The organism is Salmonella sp. SAL-020, assembly GCF_017372215.1.
GTDB classification, from domain to species: Bacteria; Pseudomonadota; Gammaproteobacteria; order Enterobacterales; family Enterobacteriaceae; genus Salmonella; species Salmonella enterica.
The window spans coordinates 135,942-152,565 of sequence record NZ_CP071690.1 but is presented as its reverse complement, the minus strand read 5'-3'; the positions used below and the strand labels follow the sequence as shown (position 1 = coordinate 152,565).

At 54.5% G+C, this 16,624-nt stretch carries 16 protein-coding genes; 9 read left to right on the top strand and 7 right to left on the bottom strand.

The annotated features are described in order from the left end of the window. Positions 1 to 96 precede the first annotated feature (96 nt). From lldP to trmL, 4 genes are all read left to right on the top strand, one after another. Positions 97 to 1,752, top strand: a complete 1,656-nt coding sequence (lldP, locus tag J1G48_RS00725) for an L-lactate permease (protein ID WP_001055305.1) — start codon at positions 97 to 99, stop codon at positions 1,750 to 1,752. Beyond that, positions 1,749 to 2,525, top strand: coding sequence for a transcriptional regulator LldR (lldR, locus tag J1G48_RS00720; protein ID WP_000636696.1), 777 nt, complete (start codon positions 1,749 to 1,751; stop codon positions 2,523 to 2,525). Before lldP ends, lldR begins: the two co-directional genes overlap by 4 nt. After that, positions 2,522 to 3,712: an FMN-dependent L-lactate dehydrogenase LldD gene (gene lldD, locus J1G48_RS00715; RefSeq protein WP_000586995.1), complete on the top strand. Its 1,191-nt coding sequence runs from the start codon at positions 2,522 to 2,524 to the stop codon at positions 3,710 to 3,712. Before lldR ends, lldD begins: the two co-directional genes overlap by 4 nt. 65 nt (positions 3,713 to 3,777) lie before the next feature. After that, complete coding sequence (gene trmL, locus J1G48_RS00710) at positions 3,778 to 4,251, top strand: tRNA (uridine(34)/cytosine(34)/5-carboxymethylaminomethyluridine(34)-2'-O)-methyltransferase TrmL (protein WP_000932336.1); 474 nt, start codon at positions 3,778 to 3,780, stop codon at positions 4,249 to 4,251. 67 nt (positions 4,252 to 4,318) lie between these two features. Here trmL and J1G48_RS00705 read toward each other — a convergent pair whose 3' ends face one another. Then, positions 4,319 to 5,323, bottom strand: a complete 1,005-nt coding sequence (locus J1G48_RS00705; RefSeq protein WP_001537635.1) for a LacI family DNA-binding transcriptional regulator — start codon at positions 5,321 to 5,323, stop codon at positions 4,319 to 4,321. Positions 5,324 to 5,640: 317 nt separating this feature from the next. Here J1G48_RS00705 and J1G48_RS00700 point away from each other — a divergent pair, with 317 nt between their 5' ends. Together J1G48_RS00700 and J1G48_RS00695 are read left to right on the top strand one after the other, a co-directional pair. Further along, positions 5,641 to 6,837 (top strand): L-talarate/galactarate dehydratase, encoded by a 1,197-nt coding sequence (locus J1G48_RS00700; RefSeq protein WP_001218249.1) that lies wholly within the window; start codon positions 5,641 to 5,643, stop codon positions 6,835 to 6,837. A gap of 73 nt (positions 6,838 to 6,910) precedes the next feature. Beyond that, a complete protein-coding gene (locus J1G48_RS00695; protein WP_001092099.1) occupies positions 6,911 to 8,221 on the top strand; it encodes an MFS transporter in 1,311 nt (436 codons plus the stop codon). An 82-nt stretch (positions 8,222 to 8,303) separates the two neighbouring features. Here J1G48_RS00695 and cysE read toward each other — a convergent pair whose 3' ends face one another. The 5 genes from cysE to J1G48_RS00670 all read right to left on the bottom strand — a co-directional run bounded on the left by cysE (position 8,304) and on the right by J1G48_RS00670 (position 11,502). Beyond that, entirely contained in the window at positions 8,304 to 9,125 is an 822-nt protein-coding gene (gene cysE / locus J1G48_RS00690) for a serine O-acetyltransferase (protein WP_001112114.1), read from the bottom strand. A 77-nt stretch (positions 9,126 to 9,202) separates the two neighbouring features. After that, complete coding sequence (gpsA, locus tag J1G48_RS00685) at positions 9,203 to 10,222, bottom strand: NAD(P)H-dependent glycerol-3-phosphate dehydrogenase (protein ID WP_001076596.1); 1,020 nt, start codon at positions 10,220 to 10,222, stop codon at positions 9,203 to 9,205. Further along, on the bottom strand, positions 10,222 to 10,689 hold the full coding sequence (gene secB / locus J1G48_RS00680; RefSeq protein WP_000003370.1) for a protein-export chaperone SecB: 468 nt from the start codon (positions 10,687 to 10,689) through the stop codon (positions 10,222 to 10,224). The genes gpsA and secB overlap by 1 nt, the downstream gene beginning before the upstream one ends. A gap of 43 nt (positions 10,690 to 10,732) precedes the next feature. After that, the gene (gene grxC, locus J1G48_RS00675; RefSeq protein ID WP_001273795.1) at positions 10,733 to 10,984 is read right to left on the bottom strand and encodes a glutaredoxin 3; all 252 of its coding nucleotides are present in this window, start codon (positions 10,982 to 10,984) and stop codon (positions 10,733 to 10,735) included. Positions 10,985 to 11,070: 86 nt separating this feature from the next. After that, a complete protein-coding gene (locus J1G48_RS00670; protein ID WP_001156179.1) occupies positions 11,071 to 11,502 on the bottom strand; it encodes a rhodanese-like domain-containing protein in 432 nt (143 codons plus the stop codon). Between the two features lie 247 nt (positions 11,503 to 11,749). Here J1G48_RS00670 and gpmM point away from each other — a divergent pair, with 247 nt between their 5' ends. The 3 genes from gpmM to J1G48_RS00655 are packed head-to-tail and all read left to right on the top strand — an operon-like array spanning position 11,750 to position 15,553. Further along, the gene (gpmM, locus tag J1G48_RS00665; RefSeq protein WP_000116576.1) at positions 11,750 to 13,294 is read left to right on the top strand and encodes a 2,3-bisphosphoglycerate-independent phosphoglycerate mutase; all 1,545 of its coding nucleotides are present in this window, start codon (positions 11,750 to 11,752) and stop codon (positions 13,292 to 13,294) included. A gap of 33 nt (positions 13,295 to 13,327) precedes the next feature. Beyond that, positions 13,328 to 14,587 carry a murein hydrolase activator EnvC gene (envC, locus tag J1G48_RS00660; RefSeq protein ID WP_228770042.1) on the top strand — a complete coding sequence of 420 codons (1,260 nt, stop codon included), beginning with the start codon at positions 13,328 to 13,330 and terminating at the stop codon, positions 14,585 to 14,587. A gap of 3 nt (positions 14,588 to 14,590) precedes the next feature. After that, positions 14,591 to 15,553 carry a divergent polysaccharide deacetylase family protein gene (locus J1G48_RS00655; RefSeq protein ID WP_001135519.1) on the top strand — a complete coding sequence of 321 codons (963 nt, stop codon included), beginning with the start codon at positions 14,591 to 14,593 and terminating at the stop codon, positions 15,551 to 15,553. On the opposite strand, the gene J1G48_RS00650 is transcribed toward J1G48_RS00655, so the two are convergent. After that, positions 15,540 to 16,574, bottom strand: coding sequence for a glycosyltransferase (locus tag J1G48_RS00650; RefSeq protein ID WP_000798202.1), 1,035 nt, complete (start codon positions 16,572 to 16,574; stop codon positions 15,540 to 15,542). The genes J1G48_RS00655 and J1G48_RS00650 overlap by 14 nt on opposite strands. Positions 16,575 to 16,624 lie beyond the last annotated feature (50 nt).

The following is a 16,624-nucleotide window of genomic DNA, read 5'->3' as shown; positions in this document are numbered from 1 at the left end:
AACAATATTGGCAGGACCACTTTTACACATAATGTGACTTCAACGAGATGAGCAAAGATTCATCCCATTATGCGTGTGGTTCTCAGGAGACCTGCAATGAACCTCTGGCAACAAAACTATGACCCGGCGGGTAATATCTGGCTTTCCAGCCTGATCGCATCGCTCCCAATCCTGTTCTTCTTTTTCGCCCTGATTAAACTCAAGCTGAAAGGCTATGTTGCCGCTTCGTGGACGGTGGTTATCGCGCTCGCCGTCGCGCTGCTGTTCTATAAAATGCCGGTCGATCACGCGCTGGCATCGGTCGTGTATGGCTTCTTCTACGGGCTATGGCCGATAGCCTGGATAATCATCGCCGCGGTCTTTGTCTATAAAATTTCGGTCAAGACCGGGCAGTTTGACATTATTCGCTCGTCAATTCTGTCGATTACCCCCGACCAGCGTCTGCAAATGCTGATTGTCGGCTTCTGCTTCGGCGCGTTCCTTGAAGGCGCGGCAGGTTTCGGCGCGCCGGTGGCGATAACCGCCGCGCTGCTGGTGGGTCTGGGCTTTAATCCGCTGTATGCGGCAGGGCTGTGCCTGATTGTAAACACCGCGCCAGTCGCCTTTGGCGCGATGGGGATCCCGATTCTGGTTGCCGGACAGGTCACGGGCCTGGACAGCTTTGAAATCGGTCAGATGGTCGGTCGTCAGCTACCGTTCCTGACCATTATCGTCCTGTTCTGGATTATGGCGATTATGGACGGCTGGCGCGGCGTGAAAGAAACCTGGCCTGCGGTGATGGTCGCTGGCGGCTCGTTTGCTATCGCCCAGTATCTCAGCTCCAACTTTATCGGGCCGGAACTGCCGGACATCATCTCTTCACTGGTGTCTCTGGTGTGTCTGACGCTGTTCCTCAAACGCTGGCAGCCGGTACGCATCTTCCGCTTCGGCGATATGGGCGCGTCGCAGGTCGATCAGACGCTGGCCCGCACCCGCTATACGACAGGGCAAATTGTTCGCGCCTGGTCGCCGTTTCTGTTCCTGACCGCCACGGTCACTCTCTGGAGCGTACCGCCGTTTAAAGCGTTGTTTGCCCCCGGCGGCGCGCTGTATGACTGGGTAATTAACGTTCCGGTACCGTATCTCGATAAACTGGTCGCCCGTATGCCGCCGGTCGTACACGAAGCGACCGCTTACGCGGCGGTGTATAAATTTGACTGGTTCTCCGCCACCGGCACGGCGATCCTGTTTGCCGCGCTGTTGTCTATCGTCTGGCTGAAAATGAAGCCCTCAGCCGCAATCCAGACCTTTGGCAGCACGCTGAAAGAGCTGGCGTTGCCGATTTACTCCATCGGCATGGTGCTGGCGTTCGCGTTTATCTCGAACTATTCCGGGCTTTCCTCCACGCTGGCGTTAGCGCTGGCGCACACCGGCAGCGCCTTCACGTTCTTCTCGCCGTTCCTCGGCTGGCTGGGTGTCTTCCTGACCGGGTCCGACACCTCATCTAACGCGCTGTTTGCCTCTCTACAGGCTACCGCGGCGCAGCAAATCGGCGTCTCTGATGTGCTGATGGTGGCGGCGAACACCACTGGAGGCGTAACCGGGAAGATGATCTCGCCGCAGTCTATCGCCATCGCCTGCGCGGCGGTGGGACTGGTAGGGAAAGAGTCCGATCTGTTCCGTTTTACCGTCAAACACAGCCTGATCTTCACCTGTATGGTGGGCGTGATCACTACGCTTCAGGCCTATGTTTTAACCTGGATGATTCCGTGATTGTGATGCCAAAACGCCTGTCAGACGAGATTGCCTCTCGCGTGCGGGCGCTGATTGAAGAACAAAACCTGGAAGCGGGCATGAAATTGCCCGCCGAGCGCCAGTTGGCTCTACAGCTTGGCGTATCACGCAACTCTTTACGCGAAGCGCTGGCGAAGCTGGTCAGTGAAGGCGTGCTGGTGAGTCGTCGCGGCGGCGGGACATTTGTCCGCTGGCAGCACGAAACCTGGTCTGAACAGAATATCGTGCAACCGCTGAAAATGCTGATGGCGAACGATCCGGACTACAGTTTCGACATTCTGGAGGCCCGCCACGCCATTGAAGCCAGTACGGCCTGGCACGCCGCCATGCGTGCCACCGCTGCCGACAAAGAGAAAATCAGACTCTGCTTTGATGCGACGCTCAGCGAAGACCCGGATCTCGCCTCCCAGGCCGACGTGCGCTTTCATCTGGCGATCGCGGAAGCCTCGCACAATGTGGTGCTGTTGCAAACCATGCGCGGTTTCTTCGACGTCCTGCAATCCTCCGTCAAACAGAGTCGCCAGCGTATGTATCTCGTTCCGCCCGTATTCTCAAAGCTGACGGAACAACACCAGGCAGTGATGGACGCCATTCTGGACGGTAACGCCGAGGGCGCGCGTAAAGCGATGATGGCGCACCTCAGTTTTGTCCACACCACGATTAAACGATTTGATGAAGACCAGGCCCGCCAGGCGCGTATTACCCGCCTGCCCGGCGACCATAATGAGATGACCAGGGAGAATAAATCATGATTATTTCAGCAGCCAGCGATTATCGCGCCGCAGCTCAGCGCACGTTGCCTCCTTTCCTCTTCCACTACATCGACGGCGGCGCGTATGCGGAATATACCCTGCGCCGAAATGTGGAAGACCTGTCGCAAGTCGCTCTGCGCCAGCGCGTGCTGAAAAATATGTCCGATTTAAGCCTGGAAACGACCCTGTTTAACGAAACGTTGTCGATGCCGGTGGCATTAGCGCCGGTAGGCCTGTGCGGCATGTACGCCCGTCGCGGCGAAGTACAGGCCGCCGCCGCCGCAGACGCAAAGGGCATTCCGTTCACCCTTTCCACCGTCTCCGTCTGTCCGATAGAAGAAGTTGCACCAACCATTAAGCGCCCGATGTGGTTCCAGCTTTATGTGCTGCGTGACCGGGGCTTTATGCGCAACGCGCTTGAACGTGCGAAAGCGGCGGGTTGCTCCACGCTGGTCTTTACCGTGGATATGCCAACGCCGGGCGCGCGCTACCGTGACGCCCACTCCGGGATGAGCGGCCCAAACGCCGCCATGCGCCGTTACTGGCAGGCGGTGATGCACCCTAAATGGGCGTGGGATGTCGGCCTGAACGGTCGCCCGCATGATTTAGGCAATATTTCCGCCTATCTGGGTAAACCGACCGGCCTTGAGGACTATATCGGCTGGCTGGCAAATAACTTCGATCCGTCCATCTCCTGGAAAGATCTGGAGTGGATACGCGAATTCTGGGACGGCCCAATGGTGATCAAAGGGATCCTCGATCCAGAAGATGCCCGCGATGCGGTACGTTTCGGCGCTGACGGTATCGTGGTGTCGAATCACGGCGGCCGCCAGCTCGATGGCGTGCTCTCTTCCGCCCGCGCCCTGCCCGCCATTGCCGATGCGGTGAAAGGCGATATCGCCATTCTGGCGGATAGCGGGATCCGTAACGGGCTGGATGTCGTGCGTATGATTGCGTTGGGGGCCGATACCGTACTGCTGGGTCGGGCCTATCTCTACGCGCTGGCGACGGCAGGAAAAGCGGGTGTCGCCAATCTGCTGGACCTGATCGAGAAAGAGATGAAAGTCGCCATGACCCTGACCGGCGCGAAAACCATTAGCGAAATCAGTGGCGATTCACTGGTGCAGGAACTGGGGAAAAGTTTGCCCGCCGCGCTGGCGCCAATGAGCAAAGGCGATACCGCCTGAACGCCTGGCGCGTGAGAGCCCGGTAAATTTCTGCTATTCTGCCCCCCCGCATTTAAGGGGGCATCATGCTTAACATCGTACTCTTCGAACCAGAAATCCCGCCGAATACCGGCAACATCATTCGTCTTTGCGCCAATACCGGCTTTCGTCTGCACATCATCGAACCGATGGGGTTTACCTGGGATGATAAGCGCTTACGCCGCGCAGGGCTGGACTATCACGAATTCGCCGCGGTTCAGCGCCATCACGATTATGCCGCCTTTGTCGCCGCCGAAAACCCGCAGCGCCTGTTTGCGTTGACGACAAAGGGCACGCCCGCCCATAGCGCCGTAAGCTATCAGGATGGCGATTATTTGATGTTTGGCCCGGAAACGCGCGGCCTGCCCGCCAGCATTCTCGATGCGTTGCCTAAAGAGCAGAAGATTCGCATTCCGATGATGCCGGATAGCCGTAGCATGAACCTGTCGAATGCGGTGTCGGTGGTGGTGTATGAAGCGTGGCGCCAGTTAGGATACTCCGGCGCGGTATTACGGTCGTAATATATTCAATGCCGGATGGCAGCTGACGCCTGATCCGGCCTGGCCGATCCCGATGGCATGTTCCCGTTTATGCGGACTCTCGCTCAATCAAATGAAAGCCAATATCCACAATAGCTTCTGCGCACGGTTTCTGTTCAATACGATCGGCCAACAGCGTAGCGGCGCGCTGGCCAATGGCGCGTCTGTCAACGCTTACGGTAGTAATTGACGGTCGATTGCTGGCGGCAAAATCAAGGTCGCCAAAACCAATAACCGCTAAATCATGCGGGATGCGCAAACCACGGCTTTCCGCCTCCATCATCGCCCCCTGGGCCAGGGTATCAGAACTGCAAACAATGACATCAAACGTCCCTTCGTCAAAAAGCTGGCTTAAACCGCTGCGCCCCAGCGAAAGCGATGCCGGAAGGGGGACATCTACCTGCGGTACGGCATGAATAGCGTGGCGTTGAAGAACACTACATAACCCCTGCTTACGTTGCGCGGCTCGGCGATCGGCGGTCCACAACAAGCCGGGACGACGATAGCCCTTACTCAAAAGATACTCCCCCGTCGCCTGCCCGACTTTTTCATGGGAAAAACCGACCAGCATATCAAGCGGCGTGGGCGTTAAGTCCCAAATTTCCACCACCGGAATAGCCGCGTTCAGGATGACCTTTTTCAGTTCTATCGTGTGATGGATCCCGGTAAGCACCACGCCATCGGGGCGGCGGGAAAGCAGTGTCGCCACCAACTCCGCTTCCGTTTGTTCGGTATATCCCGCCACGCACAGCAATATGTGATATCCGCGTCGGGCCAGTTCATCGCTCAGTGACTGGATGGTATCGACAAACATGTTGTTGTTAATTTGCGGCACGACGACAGCGATTAATTTACTCCGTCGCGACGCCAGACCACCGGCTAACGCGTTGGGTATGTAGCCTGTGACGCGAACCGCCTGCATGACTTTCTCAACCGTTTTGGGGCGAACCAGTTGTGGCGAATTCAATGCCCGGCTGACTGTCATCGGAGACAGCCCGGCGCTACGTGCTACATCTTCCAGCGTCGGCGCACGAGGTGATTTGGTTCTCTTCACGTCTGATGCCCCTGCAAAGATTGGCTGATTTATCCGCGCATTATTCATCATGCCTGCGGCTATTGCCAGCTTCGCATCAGGAAAGGCCGTAAATACAGTAGCTTATCAAGCTCAGTCATTACAAAATGATAGCGCCATCATTTTGTATTATGCATTTCCCCAGATATTTTTGGATCGTGATCCATTTTGCAATAAATCCTGCTTTTTATACGACATATGTGATCAAATGTTCAAATCAACATCAACTTTCTGGATCCTGCGTTCGCTTAATAATAAAAATGTTAGCGCAATCATTTTGTGATTATCAGGAGAAAAAAATGGCTTTAAGCGCGAATTCCGACGCCGTAACGTATGCAAAAGCGGCGAATACCAGAACCGCGGCAGAAACCGGCGATCGTATCGAATGGGTGAAGCTATCACTGGCTTTTCTACCGCTGGCGACGCCAGTGAGTGACGCGAAGGTACTGACCGGGCGCCAGAAACCTTTGACCGAAGTGGCAATCATCATTGCCGAAATCCGCAGTCGCGACGGCTTTGAGGGCGTTGGTTTTAGCTACTCCAAACGTGCTGGCGGCCAGGGTATTTATGCTCACGCCAAAGAGATAGCCGATAATCTACTGGGCGAAGATCCCAATGATATCGACAAAATATACACCAAGCTGCTGTGGGCCGGAGCCTCGGTGGGGCGTAGCGGGATGGCGGTACAGGCTATCTCCCCTATCGATATCGCCCTATGGGATATGAAGGCTAAACGTGCCGGTCTGCCACTGGCAAAACTGTTGGGCGCGCACCGCGACTCCGTTCAGTGTTACAACACCTCAGGGGGGTTCTTGCATACACCGCTCGATCAAGTGCTGAAAAATGTGGTGATTTCCCGCGAAAATGGCATTGGCGGTATTAAGTTGAAAGTCGGACAACCCAACTGCGCTGAGGATATTCGCCGCTTAACCGCAGTACGTGAAGCGCTTGGGGATGAGTTCCCGTTAATGGTTGACGCTAACCAGCAGTGGGATCGCGAAACGGCTATCCGCATGGGGCGTAAAATGGAACAGTTCAATCTTATCTGGATTGAAGAACCATTAGATGCCTACGACATTGAAGGCCACGCCCAGCTTGCCGCCGCGCTGGATACGCCTATCGCCACCGGGGAAATGCTGACCAGTTTCCGGGAACACGAGCAGTTGATTCTGGGCAATGCCAGCGATTTCGTTCAGCCAGATGCGCCGCGTGTCGGCGGTATCTCTCCGTTCCTGAAGATTATGGATCTGGCGGCGAAACACGGGCGTAAGCTGGCGCCGCACTTTGCGATGGAAGTACACCTGCACCTTTCCGCAGCGTATCCCCTGGAGCCGTGGCTGGAACATTTCGAGTGGCTGAACCCATTATTCAACGAGCAACTTGAGCTGCGCGATGGCCGCATGTGGATTTCCGATCGTCATGGTCTGGGTTTCACGCTCAGTGAACAAGCGCGCCGCTGGACACAATTAACATGTGAATTTGGCAAACGCCCTTAACCCGACTGGCGGGAATCCGTCCCGCCTCTCTTACCTTACAGGATGCATTCTGCCCTTATCTGAGGAGTAGATAATGAACACAATAATAAAGCGCACAAAAGTGCGTCATACCATTCTTATATTTTTATTTCTTGCTACCGTATTTAATTATGCGGATCGCGCAACTCTATCCGTAGTTGCCCCAATAATGAATAAAGAATTAGGTTTTGATCCGGAAGCGATGGGCCTGGCCTTCTCCTCATTTGGTATTGCCTATGTCATTATGCAACTACCCGGCGGTTGGCTATTAGACCGCTACGGTTCACGACTGGTTTACGGTTGCGCATTGATTGGCTGGTCGTTAGTAACCATGTTTCAGGGAACGATCTATCTGTATGGCAGCCCATTAATTGTACTGGTTATTCTACGTCTGCTGATGGGCGCGATTGAAGCGCCTGCCTTTCCGGCGAACAGTCGTTTAAGCGTACAATGGTTTCCCAATAATGAACGAGGTTTCGTTACTTCAGTTTATCAGGCTGCGCAATATATCTCGCTGGGCATTATCACCCCGCTAATGACGATCATTCTGCATAATTTAAGCTGGCATTTTGTCTTCTATTATATTGGCGCTATTGGCGTGATGCTCGGTATATTCTGGTTAATGAAAGTCAAAGATCCGATGCACCATCCAAAAGTTAATCAAGCGGAAATTGACTATATTCGTAGCGGTGGTGGCGAGCCCTCTCTGGGCTGTAAAAAGGAGCCGCAGAAAATAACGTTCGCGCAGATTAAAACCGTCTGTGTTAACCGGATGATGATCGGTGTTTATATCGGGCAATTCTGCGTCACCTCTATCACCTGGTTCTTCCTGACCTGGTTCCCGACCTATCTGTACCAGGCGAAAGGCATGTCGATTCTGAAAGTCGGTTTTGTGGCCAGTATTCCAGCCATTGCCGGTTTTATTGGCGGCCTGCTCGGCGGCGTGTTCTCCGACTGGCTACTCAAACGCGGCTATAGCCTTACCGTCGCGCGGAAACTGCCTGTTATCTGCGGTATGTTGCTCTCTTGCGTAATTGTGATCGCCAACTACACCTCTTCAGAATTTGTGGTCATTGCGGCGATGAGTCTGGTCTTTTTTGCCAAAGGGTTTGGTAACCTGGGCTGGTGCGTACTCAGCGACACCTCGCCGAAGGAAGTTCTGGGTATTGCCGGCGGCGTATTTAACATGTGCGGCAATATGGCAAGCATCGTTACGCCGCTGGTCATCGGCGTGATTCTTGCCAATACTCAGTCGTTCGACTTTGCCATTTTATACGTTGGCTCGATGGGACTTATTGGTCTCATTTCATATCTGTTTATCGTCGGCCCGCTGGATCGCATTACGCTGACATCATCCGCAGCCTGATTGTCCACATTGCGAATTCTTCGCTCCGCTGTTCCGGGATTGCACTCCATCGGAACAGCGTTTTTTAGTTGTACCTCGCAATTCAGATGCCGTCGCCATACTCAAACGTATGGTGTAGCCCGTTGAAATGCTGGTCCATATCCATCGACGGCTTATCGCTGCCCGGCTTGCCGACAATACGCGCCGGAACGCCTGCGGCGGTAGTGTGCGGCGGGACAGGCTGTAAAACGACGGAACCTGCGCCAATTTTCGCGCCGCGCCCCACCTCGATATTGCCAAGAATTTTCGCGCCCGCGCCAATCATCACGCCTTCGCGGATTTTAGGATGACGATCGCCGCTCGTTTTCCCGGTACCGCCCAGGGTGACGGATTGCAAGATCGACACATCATCTTCAATAACCGCCGTCTCCCCCACCACAATACCGGTGGCATGGTCGAGCATAATCCCGCGGCCAATTTTCGCTGCCGGGTGAATATCCACCTGAAACGAGACCGAAACCTGATTTTGCAGGAAGATAGCCAGCGCGCGGCGACCTTTATTCCACAACCAGTGACCAATGCGGTAGGCCTGTAGCGCATGAAAGCCTTTCAGATATAACAGCGGCGTGGAGTATTTATCCACCGCCGGATCGCGAGTGCGCACGGCCTGAATATCGCAGGCTGCCGACGCGATCATTTCCGGGTCGGCGGCATAGGCTTCTTCAACTACTTCACGGATAGCGATAGCGGGCATGATGGGCGAAGCCAGTTTATTTGCCAGCATATAGCTCAGCGCACTGCCCAGATTTTCATGCTTGAGTAGCGTGGCGTGATAAAAACTGGCCAACATAGGCTCACAGTCAGCTAAAGCGCGGGCTTCAGCTTTAATATTCTTCCAGACGATTTCCAGTTCTTCACACGGCATGGCTTACTCCAGACGGGCAGAAAACGACCAACCCGTTCTGTGCGGGTTGGGTCGTTTATGCAAACAGTTCCTTACGGCTAGTGGCGACTCAGCTCTTCCTTGCGGGCGCGACCTAATAACGTTAATGCTGCCTCGCGCGCGTTTTTTCCGCAATACAATACTTGATAAATTTCCTCGGTTATTGGCATTTCAACACCAAAACGGTGCGCCAATTCACGAACTTCTTTCGTATTGCGATAGCCTTCGACCACCTGGCCAATCTTATCCTGCGCGCCTTTAACGTCCATGCCCTGGCCAAGCATCATGCCAAAACGACGGTTGCGCGACTGGTTGTCGGTACAGGTCAGCACCAGATCGCCTAAACCCGCCATCCCCATAAAGGTGGCGGGATCGGCACCAAGCGCTGCGCCAAGCCGCGACATTTCGGTCAGTCCACGCGTGATTAGCGCCGTGCGGGCGTTCGCGCCGAAGCCGATGCCGTCAGACATCCCCGCGCCAATCGCAATCACGTTTTTCACCGCGCCGCCAAGCTGCACGCCGATAAAATCCGCATTGATATAGACGCGAAAACTTTTTCCGCAGTGCAACAGTTGCTGGAGATCGTCGGCAAAGGTCTCATCGGTTGAGGCCAGCGAGATTGCCGTCGGCAAACCCGCCGCCAGCTCTTTAGCGAACGTCGGACCGGAAATCACCGCCAGCGGGATTTGATCGCCTAACGCCTCGCGAGCGACATCCTGCAACAGGCGCCCCGTTTCCGCTTCCAGGCCTTTGGTCGCCCATACCAGACGCGCATCCGGACGCATCAGCGGTTTAATCTGCCGCAGCACGTCGCTGAAAACATGGCTTGGCACCACCACCAGAATGTTACGACTGGCCGCCAGCGCGGTTGCTAAGTCGCTTTCCAGGTGTAACGTATCGGGAAAAGGCACATCGGGAAGGAACGCGACGTTGCAGCGATCGTGCTCCAGGGTCGCGATATGTTTTGGGTCGTGGCCCCACAGGACAACCTGGTGGCCGTTTCTCGCCAGAGTGATGGCAAGAGCGGTGCCGTACGAGCCGGCACCGATGACTGTCATTGACGCATTACTTTGGTTCATCAGGCATCCTGATGTTCTTCAGTACCTTCGCCAGCCTGCTGCTGCAAATAGTTCATGAACAGCGCATCAAAGTTGACCGGCGCAAGGTTCAGTTGCGGGAACGTACCGCGTGAAACCAGGCTGGTGATGCACTCGCGAGCATACGGGAACAGAATGTTCGGGCAGTATGCACCCAGGCAATGCGCCATCTGAGTACCTTCAATACCGCTGATGGAGAAAATACCGGCCTGCTGAACTTCGCACAGGAACGCGGTTTCTTCCCCCAGGGAAGCCGTTACGGTAACACGCAGCACAACTTCATAAACGTCATCCGCCAGTTGGGAAGATGCCGTATCAAGATCCAGTTTAACCTCTGGCTGCCAATCTTTCTGGAAAACATGCGGTGCGTTTGGCGCTTCGAAAGAAACATCCTTGGTATAGATACGTTGGATCTGGAAAGCCATTTCAGTGTTATTTTGTTCTGACATGTGTAAAACCCTTTAGTGTTGTCCTTAAATACTTGAGTACGCCTTAACGCAACAGCGGATCCAGTCCACCACGCGCATCCAGCGCATACAAGTCGTCACAACCGCCAATGTGCTGTGCATCAATAAAAATTTGCGGAACCGTCGTTCGGCCACTACGTTTGATCATCTCTTCACGCTTCACGGCGTCGCCGTCAATCGCAATTTCCTGGAAACTCACGCCCTTGCTGTTTAACAGCGCCTTTGCACGATGGCAAAACGGGCAGGTTGCTTTGGTGTAGATTTCAATATTGGCCATGACTTCGCTCCTGTTTTTTTACCCGATGGATTTCATGTCGACGCAAAGGCAAGTCATTCCCCTTGCGCCATGAAAACGACGGGTAATCACTTACCGCGCACCAGAGGCAGATTCTCGCCGCTCCAGCCTGCTACGCCTTCTTTCAACACAAAGACCTTTTCAAAGCCGGCTTTTGTCAGCGCGTTAGCGGATTCCTGGCACTGCATACCAGAACCGTCGACCACGATAATCGGCTTGTCTTTGTGCTTTTCCAGTTCGCCAACATTGTTGGCTTTGATTTCGCTCGGCAGCAAATTGGTCGCGCCAGCGATATGGCCTTTACGGAAATCGTCACGTTGACGTAAATCCACAACAACGGCGTCCTCTTTGTTGATAAGGCGCGTGGCTTCGCCGCGTGTAATCACCTTAACTTTTGAAGTCAGACCTTTGAACGTGGTAAATAAAACCGCCACCAGTAACGCAATCCAGGCGATACTCAGTATGGGATGACGGCCAACAAATTGCATAATTTCTTGCATGGGGGGTAACAACTCCCGACGTAGTGATTAAAAAACCAGGAAAGGAGTATACCTGCGCAGTGGCGCAAATACAGCCAGAGCGTGCACTGGAATGCATTTTTGCGGGGCGCTACGAAAAAAAATCACGCTATTACTTGCCTTCTCACGCCAGCGCGATCCCTTTCTTTGATCTTCTGAGGCTATTTTATCGATTCAGCTGTAGTAAAATTACGCAATTATTTTGTCTATTGAGTATGAGGTTGTCGCAATGTCGGTTTCTAAAAAACCTATGGTACTGGTGATTCTGGATGGCTACGGCTACCGTGAAGAACAGCAGGATAACGCTATCTTAAACGCCAAAACCCCGGTGATGGATGCTCTGTGGGCAAAACGTCCGCATACCCTGATCGACGCATCCGGTCTGGAAGTGGGTCTGCCTGACCGCCAGATGGGCAACTCCGAAGTGGGCCACGTTAACCTGGGCGCAGGCCGCATCGTTTATCAGGACCTGACGCGTCTGGACGTTGAAATTAAAGAACGTACTTTCTTTGCTAACCCAGTCCTGACCAATGCGGTAGACCAGGCGAAAAACGCCGGTAAAGCGGTTCATATTATGGGTCTGCTGTCCGCGGGCGGCGTCCACAGCCACGAAGATCACATTATGGCGATGGTGGAGCTGGCCGCAGAGCGCGGCGCAGAAAAAATCTATCTGCACGCCTTCCTCGATGGTCGCGACACGCCGCCGCGCAGCGCTGAAGCCTCGCTGAAAAAATTCGAAGACAAATTCGCCGCGCTGGGCAAAGGCCGCGTGGCGTCTATCGTCGGTCGTTACTACGCTATGGACCGCGACAACCGTTGGGATCGCGTGGAAAAAGCGTATGATCTGATGACCCTGGCGCAGGGCGAATTCCAGGCAGATACCGCTGTGGCTGGCCTGCAGGCCGCTTACGCTCGTGATGAAAACGATGAGTTTGTCAAAGCGACCGTTATCCGCGCCGAGGGCCAGGCTGATGCGGCGATGGAAGACGGCGACACGCTGATTTTCATGAACTTCCGCGCTGACCGCGCGCGCGAAATTACCCGCGCTTTCGTTAATGCTGATTTCGACGGCTTTGCGCGTAAGAAAGTGGTTAATCTGAACTTCGTGATGCTGACCGAATACGCCGCCGACATCAAAACTGCCGTTGCCTACCCACCAGCGTCGCTGGCGAATACCTTTGGCGAATGGATGGCGAAAAACGACAAAACTCAGCTGCGTATTTCCGAAACGGAAAAATATGCGCACGTAACCTTTTTCTTTAACGGCGGCGTAGAAGAACCGTTTGCTGGCGAAGAGCGCATTCTGATCAACTCCCCGAAAGTGGCCACTTATGACCTGCAACCGGAAATGAGCTCTGCAGAATTGACTGAAAAATTGGTCGCGGCGATCGAAAGCGGTAAGTACGACACCATCATTTGTAACTATCCAAACGGCGATATGGTCGGTCATACCGGCGTGATGGAAGCCGCCATCAAAGCGGTGGAAGCGTTGGATAACTGCATTGAACAGGTAACAAAAGCGGTTGAGTCCGTTGGTGGACAACTGTTGATTACCGCGGACCACGGCAACGCGGAGCAGATGCGCGATCCGGCGACCGGTCAGGCGCATACCGCCCACACCAACCTGCCGGTGCCGCTGATTTATGTCGGCGAGAAAAACGTGAAGGCGGTTGAAGGCGGCAAACTTTCAGACATTGCGCCTACCATGCTGTCGCTGATGGGGATGGAAATCCCGCAAGAGATGACTGGTAAGCCGCTGTTCATCGTGGAATAATCCCTCCCCATGAGGGGAAAGGCGATTAACACCATTCAACAGGCCGTGAAACTAAAAACGTTTTCAGTCAGGCCTTTGTTCTACGCCAGCGTACTTAGCGCTGGCGTATTGTTGTGCGCCTTTTCCGCCCACGCGGATGACCGTGATCAACTCAAATCTATTCAGGCCGATATCGCCGCGAAAGAACGCGACGTACGCCAGCAGCAGCAACAGCGCGCCAGCCTCCTGGCACAACTGAAAGCCCAGGAAGAGGCCATCTCGGCCGCAGCGCGTAAGCTGCGCGAAACGCAAAGCACTCTGGATCAGTTAAACGCGCAAATTGATGAGATGAACGCCTCAATTGCCAAACTGGAGCAGCAAAAAGCCAGCCAGGAGCGTAATCTCGCCGCGCAGTTGGACGCCGCTTTCCGCCAGGGCGAACACACCGGCATTCAGCTTATTCTTAGCGGAGAAGAGAGCCAGCGTGGGCAACGCCTGCAGGCCTACTTCGGCTATCTGAACCAGGCGCGCCAGGAGACTATCGCCGAACTGAAGCAGACTCGCGAACAGGTCGCCACGCAAAAAGCCGAGCTGGAAGAGAAGCAAAGCCAACAACAAACGTTGCTGTATGAGCAGCGCGCCCAACAGGCGAAGCTGGAGCAGGCGCGTAATGAACGTAAGAAAACGCTTGCCGGACTGGAGTCGTCTATTCAGCAAGGCCAGCAACAGTTAAGCGAACTGCGCGCCAACGAATCACGCCTACGCAACAGTATCGCGCGGGCGGAAGCGGCGGCCAAAGCGCGAGCGGAGCGTGAAGCCCGCGAAGCGCAGGCGGTACGCGATAAGCAGCAGGAAGCCTCGCGTAAAGGCAGCACCTATAAGCCGACGGAAAGCGAGCGTTCGCTAATGTCCCGCACCGGCGGTCTGGGCGCGCCTCGCGGTCAGGCATACTGGCCGGTACGCGGCCCGATATTGCATCGCTATGGCGAACGGCTGCAGGGTGAGCTACGTTGGAAGGGGATGGTGATCGGCGCGTCGGAAGGCACCGAGGTCAAAGCCATCGCCGACGGCAGGGTGATTCTGGCGGACTGGCTGCAAGGCTATGGCCTGGTGGTGGTCGTGGAGCATGGTAAAGGCGATATGAGCCTTTACGGCTATAATCAGAGCGCGCTGGTCAGCGTAGGCGCGCAGGTACGCGCCGGACAACCTATCGCCCTTGTGGGCAGTAGCGGCGGTCAGGGCAGACCTTCGCTTTATTTCGAAATTCGTCGCCAGGGTCAGGCCGTCAATCCACAGCCGTGGTTGGGAAGATAAGTTTTGCCTCAGTTTCGTCGCTCCATTCTCACGCTGGCCACTTTGCTGGCGTTTGCACATCCCGTTTTCGCTGGCAAGCTCGCCATCGTGATTGATGATTTTGGCTATCGCCCGCACACGGAAAACCAGGTTCTGGCGCTGCCGCCAAACATCTCCGTCGCCGTACTGCCCAACGCGCCGCACGCGCGCGAAATGGCAACTAAAGCGCACAATAGCGGGCATGAGGTGTTAATCCATCTGCCGATGGCGCCGCTAAGCAAACAGCCGCTGGAGAAGGATACGCTGCGACCAGATATGAGCAGCGATGAGATCGAGCGCATTATCCGCGAGGCGGTAAACAACGTGCCGTATGCCGTCGGGCTTAATAACCACATGGGCAGCGCAATGACCTCCAGCCTGTTCGGTATGCAAAAAGTTATGCAGGCGCTGGAACATTACAATCTCTATTTTCTCGACAGCATGACGATTGGCAATAGCCAGGCGATGCGCGCGGCATCCGGTACGGGTGTGAAAGTGATCAAGCGTAAAGTGTTCCTCGACGATACGCAAAACGAGGCGGATATCCGCCGTCAGTTTAATCGCGCTATCGAACTGGCCCGTCGCAACGGTTCCGCTATCGCGATTGGTCATCCGCATCCCGCAACGGTTCGCGTGCTGCAACAGATGGTTTATCGCCTGCCGGCGGATATCACCCTGGTACGTCCAGGCAGCCTGCTCAACGAACCGCAGGTAGATACGTCCCGACCTGGTGTGACGCCGCAGAAAATTGACGCGCCGCGCAATCCCTTCCGCGGCGTGAAGATGTGCAAGCCGAAAAAACCGCTGCAACCGGTCTACGCTACGCGCTTTTTCAGCGTCATCGGCGAGAGCATTACGCAAAGTTCCGTGGTTGTCTGGTTTCAGCACCAGTGGCAAGGCTGGGGGAAAATCGCCGCGCCTAAAAACGTGAGCGCTAAGACAGATTGAGCGCCTTACGGGCCATACGACGGTGTGACAAGGTTTTGTCGCGCCATTGCCACAGCCGGAAAGACCAGAGCAGCGTCTGATAAGCCGCTTTCGCGCTGCGGACGTTAGCCATCATCCGTCTATACATGCCAGAAGTAAAAATTTCGGCAATCATACGCTGGCGGGTCAAAATATCAGGCTCTTTACGTACCGCATGACAAACGCGTAACGCTTCCCAGGTAATTTGCTGGCGAAACTCCGGGTAAATCGGAATACGCCGGGCATAATCACGATTGAGCTTTTCTAATAACCGCGTAATTTTAATATAATGCCGCTGATAATTAAGATTTTTACTGCCTTGTCTTTGCAAACGGCTTACCGAATTATCATGCAGGAAATATTTATATAATGATTGTTCGGTATAACGTACGCGCGTGGCATTAAACATAACTTCCGTCGACCATAATATGTCCTGATGATGTAGTCCGGGAACGAAAGTAATATTGTTATCGGTAATTAACGCACGTCGATAAACGCCCATCCAGACAACATGCGTCCAGCGCCGCGAGGCCAACGCCATACGCAACCAATCCGGTCCGCTTAATACCCCGGTGGAGCGCAGGCGATCGGTCGGAATAGATTGCCAGGCGTGCCCGGTTTTTCGGACGCACCAGTCCGCGTTGCACTGCGCAACGTCCAGATCATCGTTAAGCGCCATGGTCATCAGCGTTTCATACATCTTCGGGTAGACCAGGTCATCTGCATCGACAAAGGCGACATAATCGCCGGTCGCTGCTTGCAGGCCAAGATTACGGGCGACAGATGCGCCAGCATTGGCCTGATGAAGCAGTCGAACATGCGGGTAATGTTCCGCGTAATGTTTTGCTATCTCAACGGAATGATCCGTCGATCCATCATTCACAATAATAATTTCCAGCGCCGACCACGTTTGCGCGATTAATGACGCCATGCAAGCATTAAAATCCGCTCCCGCATTATATAACGGGACAATGATACTCACTTTGGTTTTACTATTTTTCATAACGATTACCAGAAAAACCTTAATTTACCCTGCCTTTATACTGTGGCTCT